This is a genomic window from Bradyrhizobium sp. STM 3561 (assembly GCF_045571455.1).
Taxonomy (GTDB): Bacteria; Pseudomonadota; Alphaproteobacteria; order Rhizobiales; family Xanthobacteraceae; genus Bradyrhizobium; species Bradyrhizobium vignae.
This window is the reverse complement of sequence record NZ_CP120695.1, coordinates 2,938,359-2,952,978: the sequence shown is the minus strand read 5'-3', so window position 1 is coordinate 2,952,978 and position 14,620 is coordinate 2,938,359. Positions and strand designations below refer to the sequence as shown.

10 protein-coding genes are annotated in these 14,620 nt (G+C 65.3%); 7 read left to right on the top strand and 3 right to left on the bottom strand.

What is annotated here, in order from left to right:
* Positions 1-105: 105 nt before the first annotated feature.
* Positions 106-1,500, bottom strand: a complete 1,395-nt coding sequence (locus P6U28_RS13800; RefSeq protein WP_407122453.1) for a hypothetical protein — start codon at positions 1,498-1,500, stop codon at positions 106-108.
* A 172-nt stretch (positions 1,501-1,672) separates the two neighbouring features.
* Here P6U28_RS13800 and glmU point away from each other — a divergent pair, with 172 nt between their 5' ends.
* The gene (gene glmU / locus P6U28_RS13795; protein ID WP_407122452.1) at positions 1,673-3,028 is read left to right on the top strand and encodes a bifunctional UDP-N-acetylglucosamine diphosphorylase/glucosamine-1-phosphate N-acetyltransferase GlmU; all 1,356 of its coding nucleotides are present in this window, start codon (positions 1,673-1,675) and stop codon (positions 3,026-3,028) included.
* Positions 3,029-3,181: 153 nt separating this feature from the next.
* Here glmU and P6U28_RS13790 read toward each other — a convergent pair whose 3' ends face one another.
* Positions 3,182-3,400, bottom strand: coding sequence for a hypothetical protein (locus tag P6U28_RS13790; protein ID WP_122406665.1), 219 nt, complete (start codon positions 3,398-3,400; stop codon positions 3,182-3,184).
* A 223-nt stretch (positions 3,401-3,623) separates the two neighbouring features.
* On the opposite strand from P6U28_RS13790, the gene glmS reads away from it, so the two are divergent.
* The 4 genes from glmS to P6U28_RS13770 all read left to right on the top strand — a co-directional run bounded on the left by glmS (position 3,624) and on the right by P6U28_RS13770 (position 8,484).
* Positions 3,624-5,450 (top strand): glutamine--fructose-6-phosphate transaminase (isomerizing), encoded by a 1,827-nt coding sequence (gene glmS, locus P6U28_RS13785; RefSeq protein WP_407122450.1) that lies wholly within the window; start codon positions 3,624-3,626, stop codon positions 5,448-5,450.
* An 84-nt stretch (positions 5,451-5,534) separates the two neighbouring features.
* Positions 5,535-6,305 (top strand): DUF502 domain-containing protein, encoded by a 771-nt coding sequence (locus tag P6U28_RS13780; protein WP_122403204.1) that lies wholly within the window; start codon positions 5,535-5,537, stop codon positions 6,303-6,305.
* Between the two features lie 104 nt (positions 6,306-6,409).
* On the top strand, positions 6,410-7,267 hold the full coding sequence (locus tag P6U28_RS13775) for a DUF1932 domain-containing protein (protein WP_407122448.1): 858 nt from the start codon (positions 6,410-6,412) through the stop codon (positions 7,265-7,267).
* A gap of 203 nt (positions 7,268-7,470) precedes the next feature.
* A complete protein-coding gene (locus P6U28_RS13770; RefSeq protein WP_407122446.1) occupies positions 7,471-8,484 on the top strand; it encodes a hypothetical protein in 1,014 nt (337 codons plus the stop codon).
* Between the two features lie 22 nt (positions 8,485-8,506).
* Here P6U28_RS13770 and recG read toward each other — a convergent pair whose 3' ends face one another.
* Positions 8,507-10,615, bottom strand: a complete 2,109-nt coding sequence (gene recG / locus P6U28_RS13765) for an ATP-dependent DNA helicase RecG (RefSeq protein ID WP_407122444.1) — start codon at positions 10,613-10,615, stop codon at positions 8,507-8,509.
* Positions 10,616-10,798: 183 nt separating this feature from the next.
* Between recG and P6U28_RS13760 the strand changes: the two genes are divergently transcribed.
* Together P6U28_RS13760 and mfd are read left to right on the top strand one after the other, a co-directional pair.
* Positions 10,799-11,089: a succinate dehydrogenase assembly factor 2 gene (locus P6U28_RS13760; protein ID WP_407122443.1), complete on the top strand. Its 291-nt coding sequence runs from the start codon at positions 10,799-10,801 to the stop codon at positions 11,087-11,089.
* Complete coding sequence (gene mfd, locus P6U28_RS13755; protein ID WP_407122441.1) at positions 11,086-14,604, top strand: transcription-repair coupling factor; 3,519 nt, start codon at positions 11,086-11,088, stop codon at positions 14,602-14,604. The genes P6U28_RS13760 and mfd overlap by 4 nt, the downstream gene beginning before the upstream one ends.
* The last annotated feature ends 16 nt before the right edge of the window (positions 14,605-14,620 follow it).

Here is a 14,620-nt window from a genome sequence, read left to right as displayed (position 1 = left end):
GGCAATCGGCGGCTGGTTTCCCTGACGGACTGAGAATTGAGTCCGCCTGCGCGCGCGACAGGATACCGTCATTCAGCGTGCGTTCAGGTGGAAGCGGAGTCCATCCTAGCGCCTGAAGAACGACGACAGCGTCGATCCTGTGGATGCTGACGCCGCCTCCGGTTTCGCCGGCGCCGGCGCAGGCTGCGCCGCGGGAGCGGGCGCGGGCTCCTCGTGCTTCGAGCGTTTTGAGGAATAGCTGCGGCGGCGCTGCGGCTTCTCGGGCTTTGCGCTCGGCGGGGGCGCGGTTTCGGCTTGCGGGACCGCGTCCTGGTTCTTCTCCGAACTCTTCTCTTGAACCCTGTCTTGAGTTTTCTCTTGCGCTTTTTCTTGCCCTTTTTCTTGCGCTTTTTCTTGCGCTTTGTCCTGACCGCCACGCATCGACAGGCGCTGGCCGTCGAATATGGTGGTCTCGCAGTGGCGGTCGCTCTCGGCGAGGCCGGCGCAGAATTTTGCCGCGACGGCGGCGTTGACCAGGGGGCCGGCCCCCAAGCGGAGCTGCATGCCGAGGCCGGTGGTGCCTTCCTTGATCATGATGATCGGCCGCAGCGCGGCGATCTCGGGATTGGACTTGGTCAGGCTGCGCCAGAGCGCGCGCAGGCCGTCGATCGAGTTGGCGCCGCCGAGATCGATCGCAAAGCGCGTCTGCTGAACCGCGATCGCTGCGGATTCGCTCTCGGCTGCGTCCGGCGGCTTGGTTGCTGCCGCGACGACCTCAGCCGCGCCGGACGCCGGCTCGGCCTTCTTCTCAGCGGGCTTTTCAGCTGCCTCGGGTTGAACCAGTTTCGATGCGGCCGGATCCGGCGGCGCCATGAGCGACTTGGACGGCACCAGGGGAATGGTCGGCAGCGCGGAGTTCATTGCCGGCGTCTGTTGCACGAGCGAGGCGGCGGCCGCGGTCTGCGGCGGTGGGCTCGCCAGCTCTTTCAACGTTTCCTTCGCAGTGTCCTTCTGAGAATCCTTGGCGGCTTCGGTGCGCGGCTTCTCGCCCGCCGGTGTCGGAGTCGAGGCGACCGGCGCGACGCTGGGTGCTGGCGCTGCGTCCTGCGGCTTCAGGCCCAGCGGCGTGGCGGTTTGCTTGGCAATGGCGCCGGTGACGGAATCGAGCCCTTGCTCGAGGACGGTGACGCGCGAATACAGGCGGTCGCGGTCGCTGTTCAGCGTCTCGATGGCAGCGGCGAGTCGGCGCGCCTCGTTCTGGCTCTCCTTCGTCAGCATCTGGAGCCGGTCGGCCTGGCGCGCGAGATCGACGGACGCAACCTGGTCGCGTCGCCAGCCGAGCTGGGCCTGGTTGGCCATCACGGCAAGGACGACGGCGCCCACGGCCGCCACGCCCCACGAGCCCAGCCGCCACATCATGCGCCGGTCGAGCGCGTTTTCCTCGGCCAGAAGTCCGGAGAACAGCCCGCCGGTCTCCTTGGTGCCGAAGGCATCCGCCAGTGGGTCGGAATCCTTTGCCATGAATATTAAGCGCCCAGCCCTGTCCGGCTTCCCCGAATCAATCAGGGAACATTAACAGGAAAAGCGCGCCGCACTTGAATTCCGGGCGTTTGCGGGGGTAGCAAGGCGATAGCTTCTGAGGGCCTCGCTGCCCGTCGCGCCAATTGATTCGGCACTATCTGTCAGGATTTCGATGACCGCCCGTTCCAGTCTCACGATCGTGCTCGCCGCCGGCGAAGGCACGCGCATGCGATCGAGCCTGCCGAAGGTGCTGCATCCCGTGGCTTCTCGGACGCTGCTCGCCCATGTGCTCGCTGCGGCGCCCAAAGAAACCGGCAGCTCGCTGGCGGTGGTGGTCGGCCCCGATCATCAGGCAGTCGTGGAGGAGGCAAAGCGCATCCGCCCCGACGCGCTCACCTTCGTGCAGGGCGAACGCCTTGGCACCGCGCATGCGGTGCTGGCGGCGCGGGAGGCAATCGCGCGAGGCGCGGATGATCTCCTCATTGCCTTCGGCGACACGCCGCTGATCTCGGCCGAGACCTTTGCGCGGCTGCGCGCGCCGCTCGCAAGGGGCGCCGCAATCGCCGCGCTCGGCTTCCGCGCCGCCGATCCCACCGGTTATGGCCGCTTCATCGTCGAGGGCGAGCGTTTGGTCGCGATCCGCGAGCAGGCCGACGCCAGCGCAGAGGAGCGCAAGATCGAGCTGTGCAACGCCGGCGTGATGGCGATCGATGGGCGCCGGGCGCTCGACATCCTCGGACAGATCGGTAATGCCAATTCCAAGGGCGAATATTATCTGACGGACGCGGTCGAAATCGTCCGCAAGCAGGGATGGGAGGCCGTGGTGATCGAGACCAGCGAGGACGAGGTGCGCGGCATCAACACCAAGGCACAGCTTGCCGAAGCAGAAAACGTGATGCAGGCGCGATTGCGCAAAGCGGCGATGGAGGCCGGCGTGACGCTGATCGCGCCGGAGACGGTGTATCTGTCCGCCGATACCGTGTTCGGCAAGGACGTGACCATCGAGCCGTTCGTGGTAATCGGCCCCGGCGTGTCGATCGCGGACGGCACGGTGATCCATTCGTTCTCGCATATCGTCGAGACCAAGCTCGGCAAGAAGGTGTCGATCGGCCCCTATGCGCGGCTGCGGCCCGGCACCTCGCTCGGCGACGGCGCTCGCATCGGCAATTTCGTGGAGACGAAGGCGGCGACGCTGGAGGCCGGCGTCAAGGTCAACCATCTCTCCTACATCGGCGACGCCACCGTCGGCGCCAATTCCAACATCGGCGCCGGCACCATCACCTGCAACTATGACGGATTCAAAAAGCACAAGACGGTGATCGGGCAGGGCGCCTTCGTCGGCACCAACTCCTCGCTGGTCGCACCGGTGACAATCGGCAACGGCGCCTATATCGGCTCGGGCTCCGTGATCACGAAGGATGTACCCGACGACGCGATGGCGCTGGAGCGCAACCAGCAGACCATCCGCGAAGGCGGCGCCGCTCGCTATCGCGAGATGAAGACCGGCGGCAAGAAGCCGGAGAAATGAGCGGCGCTTCTATTGTGTCGCAGCATACTCCGATCTCATCCTGAGGGTCCGCAGGAAGCGGGCGTCTCGAAGGATGGCCGCGAGCGAGATGCGGGCCTTCATGATTCGAGACGCGCTTCGCGCTCCTCACCTTGGGGGTCTTCTTATGCCGCCTTATTCGTCGTCGGCGAATTCGGAGAAGATGGCGCGGGTCAGGCGCCAGCCGCGGGGCTTGGCGCGCTTGGCCGGTTCGCCTCGCACATGCTTGACGAAGACCGGCTTGCTTTCCTTGCCGCGCTGGGGCGGCGGCCAATGCGCAAGGTGCGTGCCCGTTGTCTCGCTGGCGCGCAGATACATCGACGACAGACCCTTGCGGTCGGACGAGCCTTTCATGGGCTTGTTCTCCTGACTGGAATCGTTGGTCAAACATGTTGACAACGAGTTAACGCGCGCGGTTTAAGGCCTGCCAATTCGACGCAGGCGAAGTAGGGGGCGCGGGCCCCGTGCTGTCTCAATCAGCAATAATTATTGAGTTTCCGGTTACTTGGGAACTTCGCTAAAAATCGAGCGCGTCGTTTAGGCGATTTTTCGACGGATTTGGGGGATAGTGATCCGCATGTGCGGAATTGTCGGCATTCTCGGTCGCGAAGCGGTTGCAGAGCAACTGGTGGATTCGCTCAAACGTCTCGAATATCGCGGTTACGATTCCGCGGGCGTTGCCACGCTCGAGGGCAAGCACTTGGAGCGTCGCCGCGCCGAGGGCAAGCTGAAGAATCTGGAGAAGCGGCTCGAGGCCGAGCCGCTCAAGGGCACCACCGGCATCGGGCATACCCGCTGGGCCACCCACGGCAAGCCGACCGTCAACAACGCCCATCCGCACGCGACCGAGCATGTCGCCGTGGTGCACAACGGCATCATCGAGAATTTTCGCGAGCTGCGCGAGGAGCTCGAGGCGAAGGGCACGGTGTTCCACACCGAGACCGACACCGAGATCGTGCTGCATCTTGTCGACGATCTGCTGGCGCGCGGCAACAAGCCGGTGGAAGCCGTCAAGCTGACGCTGGCGCGCCTACGCGGCGCCTTCGCGCTCGGCTTCATCTTCGCCGGCGACAATGACCTCATGATCGGTGCCCGCAACGGACCGCCGCTGGCGATCGGTTACGGCGACGGCGAGATGTATCTCGGCTCCGATGCCATCGCGCTCGGGCCGTTCACCGATACGATCAGCTATCTCGAGGACGGCGACTGGGTCGTGCTGACCCGCAAGAGCGCAACGATCTTCGACAAGGACGGCTACACCGTCCAGCGCGATAAGATCAGGCACGCCGCCTCGACTTCGCTGGTCGACAAGGCCAACTATCGCCACTTCATGGCGAAGGAGATCCACGAGCAGCCGGAAGTGGTCGGCCACACGCTGGCACGCTACGTCGATATGGCGACCGAGCGCGTCGCGCTGCCGGTCAAGCTCCCCTTCGACTTCAAGAACATCCAGCGCATCAACATCACGGCGTGCGGCACCGCGAGCTATGCCGGTTTCGTCGCAAAATACTGGTTCGAGCGCTTCGCGCGTGTGCCGGTCGAGGTCGACGTCGCCTCCGAATTCCGCTACCGCGAGACGCCCTTGCGCAAGGGCGACCTCGCCATCTTCATCTCGCAATCGGGCGAGACCGCCGACACCCTGGCGGCGCTGCGCTATGCCAAGGCCGAGGGCGTGCACACGATCGCCGTCGTCAACGTGCCGACCTCGACGATCGCGCGCGAGAGCGAAATCGTGCTGCCGACGCTGGCCGGTCCCGAGATCGGCGTTGCTTCAACCAAGGCCTTCACCTGTCAGCTCATGGTGCTGGCAAACCTTGCGATCGCGGCAGGCAAGGCCCGTGGCAAATTGTCCGAGGAGGACGAGACCGAGCTGGTCCATGGCCTCGTCGAGGTCCCGCGCCTGATGGCAGACGCGCTCACCACCGAGCTCCAGATCGAGAAGCTCGCCCACCGGATCGCCAAGTCGCGCGACGTGCTCTATCTCGGTCGCGGCACCAGCTTCCCGCTGGCGCTCGAAGGCGCGCTGAAGCTGAAGGAGATCTCCTACATTCATGCCGAAGGCTATGCCGCCGGGGAGCTCAAGCACGGGCCGATCGCGCTGATCGACGAGACCATGCCGGTCGTCGTCATCGCACCCCACGACCGCGTGTTCGAGAAGACCGTTTCCAACATGCAGGAAGTCGCCGCGCGCGGCGGCAACATCATCCTGATGACCGACGCCAAGGGCGCAGCGGAGGCGACCGTCGAGTCCCTCGTCACCATCGTCATGCCCGATATGGCAGCGGCCTTCACGCCGATGGTCTATGCCGTCCCCGTGCAGCTGCTCGCCTATCACACGGCTGTCGTGATGGGGACCGATGTCGACCAGCCGCGCAACCTCGCGAAATCAGTGACTGTGGAGTAGGCAGACGGGATATCGGTCAGTCGCAGTCTTCCAAAACCTGCTAGAAGACCCTAGCTTGTTTGAAGCGACCGACCTGGAACCCGAATGACCCCCCGCGACGACGCGCCTGCGCCTCTTGACCCCGTTCCGGAACCGCATACCGGCCTGATGGGCCGCTTCCGCAACTATTTTCTCACCGGCCTCGTGGTGACGGGACCGATCGCGATCACCCTCTATCTGGTCTGGTGGTTCGTCACCTGGGTCGATGGCGTGGTGCGGCCGTTCGTGCCGCTGGCCTATCGGCCGGAAACCTATCTGCCCTATGGCGTCCCCGGCTGGGGGCTGATTGTCGCATTCTTCACGCTGACGCTGGTCGGCTTCCTCGCGGCCAATTTGATCGGCCGCACGCTGGTGGATGTCGGCGAGACCTTCCTGGGCCGGATCCCTGCGGTGCGTGCCATTTACCGCGGCCTGAAGCAGGTGTTCGAGACGCTGTTCTCGGGCAAAGGCTCGAGCTTCCGCAAAGTCGGCCTCGTCGAATTTCCCTCGCCGGGCATGTGGTCGATCGTGCTGATCTCGCAATCGCCGAACGAGGACATCGCACGCAACCTGCCGGGACAGGAGGAGCACGTCTCGGTGTTCCTGCCGTGCTCGCCAAACCCGACCACCGGTTTCTTCTTCTATGTTCCGAAGAGCAAGATCATCGAGGTCGACCTCAGCGCCGAGGATGCCGCGACGCTGATCATGTCGGCCGGCGTGGTGCAGCCGGGCTCGGCACCCGATCCGAAGAAGGCGGCGGCGCTTGCCGGCGTGGCGAACGCCGCGCGTATTGCCAATGCCTCCAAGCTCCAACCCGAGCCTGCGAAGGCGGAGTAGGGCCATTCCGTCGCGGGATGGCCACGACCACGCGGCCGCATTCGGCCTCTGCTATTCTCGGGTTGAGCCGAGCGTGCCGCTCGGAAGTCGACCTGGAGTGCACGATGTCCAAAACCATTGCGATCCTCGCCCCCGGTGCCATGGGCAGTGCCGTGGCCCGCCGGCTCAGCGAAAACGGCGCACGCGTGCTGACGTCGCTGAAGGGCCGGAGCGAGGCGACGCTGAAACGGGCGGCAGACGCCGGCATGGTCGGCGCCGAGGACGATGAGATTGCGGACGCCGACGTCATCCTCTCGATCGTGCCGCCGGGCGAAGCCGTCGCGCTGGCCGAACGCCTTGCGTCGCTGATCGTCCGGCGTGCGAAGAAGCCGGTCGTGGTCGACTGCAACGCGGTCAACGTCGATACCGTGCAGCGGATCGAGGAGATCATCGGCTCGGCCCAGGCGCCCTTCGTCGATGCCGGCATCATCGGCTTTCCGCCGCAGCGAGGTGGCAAGAGCCCGGCCTTCTACATGTCGGGCGAGCACGCCAAGGACGTCGCCGTGCTGAAGGATCTCGGCCTCGACGTGCGGATCGTCGAAGGCCCGGTGGGCGCGGCCTCTGCGCTCAAGATGTCCTACGCCGGCATCGTCAAGGGCCTCGCCGGCATCGGCTCGGCCATGGTGATTGCGGCGACGAAAGCAGGCGCCGCGGATGCGCTCCGCGACGAACTCGCGCAGAGCCAGCCCGCGATTTTGGCGCGGCTCGAAGTCGCGCTGCCGGATATGATCCCGAAGGCCTATCGCTGGGTCGCCGAGATGCGGGAGATTTCCGGATTCCTAGGCCCGGAACATCCGGCGGGCCTGATCTATGAGGGCTTTGCGAGGTGGTTCGAGCACCTCGCGGAGGATGCGAAGGGGGAGGCGGCGGATGCGGAGCTGATGAAGGCGTTTGCGGCGAGCATCGCTCGGAAGAAGACCTAGTCGTCAGGAGCTGCCGAAACCGACTCCAGAAAGCCTTGGACGTCCCGGTCGCGTTTCAAGCGTGCGACGTGTGCCGAACTCCACCCACATCGTCATTGCGATCGAAGCGAAGTGGCGGCTTACGAAGTCGGGCGGCAAAGAGCCATGCCTTGCCCATAGTCCGCCAACCCGACCAAAACACGCACCTATCACCCCGAGGGTTCATGACTAAGGAAATCGGAGTTCATTGGATTTGCCAAGCGTGTCGCCAAGCACCGGCTGTTGAAGACGTTCGCGACGATGATCCCCGGCAGCCGTATAGTCTATGTCACGAATGTGCGGATCGTCTCCGACACTATGCACTCCGGCCCATCGAGTGGTTCAACCTTGCTGCCTTGCATAGTTGGACCAAATTCCTGCTGCATGACGATTTCTATGATCAGGACGGACGAGCCTGCCAACCGGACGTGGAAGAGGACGTACCCGAGGAGAAGCATGCGCCCACACTGGAAATGTGCGCCGGATCGCTTGAGCGCCTGATCGATTTCTGCGTCACGCGGTGGCATCTCGGAAAGGAGGAACTTGAAGCGTTCAGGCCATTCGCCACCAGCACGATTCTCGCGGCGATTGAGGATCGCGCGGAGGCGGGCAATCGGCAAGTGTGGGAGACGATGGTCCAACTGTGCGCGAATGTCGTCGGCAGCCCGGCTGCACCATGGGTGCGCGCGCAATTCAACAGAGCTGGGCGTGATGGACCGCTGTTCGTCTGGGCCGAGGCGGCCGCAAAGTGCTTGCCGGCTCCCGAGGGACTTCATCAGACGATCCACGCCTTACAAGCGGTCCACGGCCGAGATCTGGAGAAACAAATGTCAGCCTTGTCGTGGTTTCGCGCGCCCGTTGTGCTGGATTGGATCGAGAGCCATGTCCCGCGCCAGGATGTCACTGCGTCCTGGGGGCAGCTTGCATCCCTTTCCGATCTTCATTGGAGCCGAGTTCAGAGTTGGCTTGAGAGCGGCCGTCCGCTCAGTCTTGTAGCGCTGGATGCGCTGGCAAGCTGTATTCCACGACAAGGCCAAGCGAGGATTTTGACTATACTTGATCCCAAGCTGAAGGGGTGTGGGGATCGATCAGCAATTGGACATGCTCTGCGCGCCTATGAGGCCGAAGACAGCGCGCCTCGCGTCGCAACGAAGTGTAGCTTTATCATCCAGCACTTGGATGAACTGCGCGCCGAGTAAAGATTGTTTGGGGAACGCCGTACTAACCCGCCCCGATCAACGGGATCGCCTCGTCGCGTTCATAAAGATACAGCAAGCACCGCAGCGCCTCGCCGCGCTCGCCTTTTAGCTTCGGATCATCCTTCAGGATGCGCAACGCCTCGTCGCGGGCCTGGGAGATGAGCTGGCCGTGCACCTCAGGGCGCGCGATGCGGTAGCCGGGCAGACCGCTCTGGCGCACGCCCAGCACATCGCCTTCGCCGCGCAGCTTCAGGTCCTCCTCGGCGATGCGGAAGCCGTCGGTGGTCTCGCGAATCACTTTCAGCCGCGCCTTCGACATCTCGCCGAGCGGCTCATCGTAGAGCAGGATGCAGGTCGAGGCTTCCGAGCCGCGCCCGATGCGGCCGCGCAGCTGGTGCAGCTGGGCGAGGCCAAAGCGCTCGGCATTCTCGATCACCATGATGGTCGCGGCCGGGACGTCGACGCCGACCTCGACCACGGTGGTGGCGACCAGGAGCCCGATCTCATGCGCAGCGAACCGGCCCATCACACGGTCCTTTTCCGTGCCTTTCATCTGGCCGTGGACGAGCCCGACACGTTCGCCGAAGCGTTTTTGCAGGCTCTCGAATCGTTTGGTCGCATTGGTCAAGTGCTCGGTGCCTTCGGCCTCGGATTCGTCGACCAGCGGGCAGATCCAGTAGACCAGCTTGCCGGCTTCGAGCGCGCGGCCGACACCCTCCATGACCTCGCTGATGCGGCTCATCGGCACCGCGCGGGTGTCGATCGGCTGGCGCCCGGCGGGCTTTTCGCGCAACTCGGAGATGTCCATGTCGCCGAAATAGGTCAGCACCAGCGTGCGCGGGATCGGCGTCGCGCTCAACACCAGCACGTCGACGGCCTCGCCCTTGGACGTGAGCGCGAGGCGCTCGCGCACGCCAAAACGGTGCTGCTCGTCGACGATGGCAAGCGCGAGATCATGGAAGATCACGTCATCCTGGATCAGCGCGTGAGTGCCGACGAGAAGGTCGATTTCGCCTTCTGCGAGCTGGGCGATGATCTCGCGCCGCTCCTTGCCCTTCTCGCGGCCGGTGAGGATCGCAACCCGCATGCCGGCGCGCTCGGCGAGCGGAGCGATGGTCTTGATGTGCTGGCGCGCCAAAATTTCCGTCGGCGCCATCAGCGCGGCCTGCTTGCCGACTTCGGCGACCGCGGCGGCCGCGAGCAGCGCGACGACCGTTTTGCCCGAGCCGACGTCGCCCTGGAGCAGGCGCAGCATGCGCACCGGCTGCTTCAGATCCTCGGCGATAGCGGCCGCGGCGCCACGCTGGGAGGGCGTCAGTGCGTAGGGCAGGGCGTCGATGATCTTGTTGCGCAGGTGGCCGTCGCCGGCATTGCGGACGCCGGCCGGCCGACGCAGCTGTGCGCGGATCAGCGCGAGCGCGAGCTGCCCGGCCAGAAGCTCATCGAACGCGAGTCGTGACCAGAACGGATGATCGGGCAAAATGTCCGTGAGCTCGACCGGTTGGTGCACACGCGTCAGCGCTTCCGCGACGGGGGGAAAATTGCAACGGCGCAGCACCTCGGGACTGATCCATTCCGGCAGAGCGGGCAGCTTCTGCAGCGCCTGCGCGATCGCGCGGCGGAGCGAGCCGAGCGCGAGCCCTTCGGTTAGCGGATAGACCGGATCGATCCCGGAGAGCTTTGAGATCGCCTCCTCGTCGAGCACGCGATCAGGATGCACGATCTGCGGGATGCCGTCATACATCTGCAGCGTTCCGGAGACGTAGCGCTTCGCGCCCATCGGCAGCAGTTTTTCGACATAGCCCGGCTTGGCGCGGAAGAAGGTCAGAACGACATCGCCGGTGTCGTCGCTGGCGTACACCAGATAGGGGGCGCGCACGTTGCGCGGCGGAGGCGGGCGGTGGCGATCGACGGTGACCTCCAGCGTCACCATGGTTCCAACGGCGGCGTCGCGGATTTTTGGCCGCGCCCGGCGGTCGATGACCTGGCTCGGCAGATGCAACAGCAGATCGACCAGCCGCGGCGTCTGGCTCCGGCCGAGCAGGTACTGCAGCAGCTTGTCCTGCTTGGGACCGACGCCGGGCAGGCTGGTCACGGGAGCAAACAGTGGATTGAGCAGGCTGGGGCGCATGAGACGAATCCAGGATCGTTTCGGCCCGTCATGCCCGGCTTTATGCCGGGCATCCACGTCTTTTTTCGTGCCCTGCGCCGGCACCGGCCCATGCCAAATCGAGGGCTGACATGGCCACCCCGAGTGGCTATATCACCCCCGCCCGGCACGTCCGGGCTTTCTGCGTTTGACTGGATTTGAGACATGACGGGAACGACACGATCGAGCAGCGGCCTTGATGACCGCCGCAAGCGGCTTTTGTTCCGCTGCTGGCATCGCGGCACGCGCGAGATGGATCTGATCCTCGGCCGCTTCGCCGATGCCGAGATCGGCAATCTGTCCGATGCCGAGCTCGGTGAGCTCGAGCGCCTGCTCGAAGTCAACGATCCCGATCTCTATGCCGCCATCACCGGCGACAAGGTGCTGCCGGCTGACGTCACCGGCGCGCTGTTTGCCCGCATCAAGGCGTTTCCGATCGCGGACGGTAGCGTATGAAGCAGGGGATGAAATCGCCGGCCGAGCTGCTCGCGCCCGGCCACGCGCTGACGCTCGCCAATGTCGCAGAAGGCGCGGAAGGCCTCGTCGTCTCCGATCTCGCCCGCGCCATTGCGGCGCGGCCGAAGAAGCCGGCGGTCAGCCTCGCGGTGGTCTGCCGCGACGGCGGGCGCATGCAGCAGCTCGAACGCGCACTGCAATTCTTTGCGCCCGATCTGCCGGTGCTGACCTTTCCGGCCTGGGATTGCCAGCCCTATGACCGCGTCTCGCCGCATGGTGGCATCCTCGCGCAGCGCCTGACCACGCTGGCGCGGCTGGCCTCGCTCACCGGCAGCGACAAGCCACTGATCGTGCTGACCACGGTGAACGCCGTGGTGCAGCGCGTGCCCGCACGCGAGCTCGTCGCGGCGCAGGCGCTGTCGGTCGCACCGGGCAACGTCGTGCCGATGGACACCGTCGTCGCCTGGCTCGAGCACAACGGCTACAACCGTTCCTCTACCGTGCGCGAGCCCGGCGAATACGCCGTGCGCGGCGGCATCCTCGACCTGTTTCCGGCCGGGCTCGAGCAGCCGGTCCGCTTCGACTTCTTCGGCGACAGCCTGGAATCGATCCGCTCCTTCGATGCCGAGACCCAGCGCACGCTGCTCGACATGCGCTCGCTCGATCTCGTGCCGGTCTCCGAGTTCCAGCTCGTCACCGATACCATCCGCCGTTTCCGTATGGGCTATGTCGCCGAGTTCGGCGCGCCCGAGCGTGATGATGCGCTCTACGAGGCCGTCAGCGAAGGCCGCCGCCATCCCGGCATGGAGCACTGGCTGCCGCTGTTCCAGGACCGGATGGACACGCTGTTCGATTATCTGCAAGGCGCGACTGTTGCGATCGAGCCGCAGGCCGAGGACGCCGTCCGCGAGCGGTTCAAGCAGATCCTCGACTACTACCAGGCCCGCCGCGAGGCGATGGAGCATCCCGGCGGCGGCGCCATCTACAAGCCGCTGCCGCCCGACCGGCTCTATCTGACCGACGAGGAATGGACCAGGCGCCTCGGCGAGATCCCGTTGGCTCGTCTGACGCAATTCTCGGTGCCGACCGACGGCACCGGCGTCGTCGATGCCGGCGCGCGCAAGGGCCGCGATTTCGCGCCGGAGCGCAACGACACAAGCGTCAACGTGTTCGAGTCCGTGGTCAGCCACGTCATGGCACTGCAGGCGCAGCGCAAGAAGGTGGTGATTGCGCTGTGGACCGAAGGCTCGCGCGACCGCATGACCTCGATGCTGCGCGACCACAAGCTCGCCCATACCACCAGCGTCAACAGCTGGCGCACGGTGCAGGCGACGCCGCGCAACGAGACCATGCTGGCCGTGCTCGGCCTCGAAAGCGGTTTCGAGACCGACGAGATCGCTGTCATCAGCGAGCAGGACATTTTGGGCGACCGCCTGGTGCGGCCGCGCAAGGCGAGCCGCAAGCTCGACAATTTCATCTCGGAGGTGACGAGTCTGGCTGCCGGCGACATCGTCGTCCATGTCGAGCACGGCATCGGCCGCTTCATCGGCCTGCAGACCCTGGATGTTGCCGGCGCGCCGCATGACTGCCTCGAGCTGCATTATGCCGCCGAGACCAAGTTGTTCCTCCCGGTCGAGAACATCGAGCTCTTGTCGCGCTACGGCTCCGATCAGACCAGTGTCGAGCTCGATCGTCTCGGCGGTTCGGGCTGGCAGACCCGCAAGGCAAAACTGAAGAACCGCATCCGCGAGATCGCGGGCGAGCTGATCAAGATCGCGGCCGAACGCATGCTGCACGAGGCGCCGAAGCTGCCGGTGCAGCAGGGCCTCTACGACGAGTTCTGCGCGCGCTTCCCCTATGACGAGACCGAGGACCAGTTAGGGGCCATCGAGTCCACGCTGAAGGATCTCGAAAAGGGCCGCCCCATGGACCGGCTGATCTGCGGCGACGTCGGCTTCGGCAAGACCGAGGTGGCGCTGCGCGCCGCCTTTGCGGTGGCGCTCGACGGCAAGCAAGTCGCGGTCGTGGTGCCGACCACGCTGCTGGCGCGCCAGCACTACAGGACCTTCGTCGAGCGGTTCAAAGGCTTCCCGGTCAACATCGCGCAGGCCTCACGGCTGATCCCCACCAAACAGCTCAACGAGGTGAAGAAGGGCATTGCCGACGGCTCCGTCGACATCGTCGTCGGCACGCACGCGCTGCTCGGCAAGACCATCAAATTCCGCGACCTTGGCCTGCTCATCGTCGACGAGGAGCAGCATTTCGGCGTCAGCCACAAGGAGCGGCTGAAGGCGCTGCGTGCCGAGGTCCACGTGCTGACGCTGTCGGCGACGCCGATCCCGCGGACGCTGCAGCTGGCGCTGACCGGCGTCCGCGAGCTCTCGATCATCGCCTCGCCCCCTGTCGACCGACTTGCGGTGCGCACCTTCGTCGCCCCGCACGATCCCTTGATGATCCGCGAGGCGCTCTTGCGCGAGCGCTATCGCGGCGGCCAGGCGTTCTACGTGGTGCCGCGCATCGACGACCTCGCCGAGGTCAAGGACTTCCTCGACAAGAACGTGCCGGAGATGAAGGTCGCGGTCGCGCACGGCCAGATGCCGCCCGCCGTGATCGAGGACATCATGACCGCATTCTACGACGGCAAGTTCGACATTCTGCTGTCCACGACGATTGTCGAGTCGGGCCTCGACATCCCCAACGCCAACACGTTGATCGTGCACCGCGCCGACATGTTTGGCCTCGCCCAGCTCTACCAGCTCCGCGGCCGCGTCGGCCGCTCCAAGCTGCGCGCCTATGCGCTGTTCACGCTGCCGGCGCAGCAGAAGATCACCGCGCAGGCCGAGCGCCGGCTCACCGTGCTGCAATCGCTGGAGACACTGGGCGCCGGCTTCCAGCTCGCCTCGCACGACCTCGACATCCGCGGCGCCGGCAATCTGCTCGGCGAGGAACAGTCCGGCCACATCAAGGAGGTCGGCTTCGAGCTCTACCAGTCGATGCTGGAGGAGGCGATCGTCAATCTCAAGGCCGGCGTCTCCGAGCCCGCCGCCGACCGCTGGTCGCCGCAGATCACCATCGGCATGCCCGTGCTCATCCCCGAGGATTACGTCAGCGACCTCTCGGTGCGGCTGTCGCTGTACCGGCGTCTTGCCGATCTCGACACCGAGGAGGAGATCGAGAACTTCGGCGCCGAGATGCGCGATCGCTTCGGCGTGCTGCCGGACGAGGTGCGCTACCTCTTCAAGGTCGCCGCGATCAAGGCGTTCTGCCGACGCGCCAATGTCGAGAAGATCGACGCCGGCCCGAAGGGCGCCGTCATCGTCTTCCGCGACAATTCCTTCGCCCATCCCGACCGCCTCGTGACCTTCATCCGCAGCCATGGCCAGGCCGCCAAGGTGCGGCCCGACATGAAGGTGGTGTTCCTGCAGGACTGGGAGACGCCGGAAGAGCGCCTCGCCGGCACGACCGAGATCATGCGGCAGCTGGCGCAGCTCGCCGAGAGCAAGAAGGCGGCGTAGGGCACCAGTCTCACCA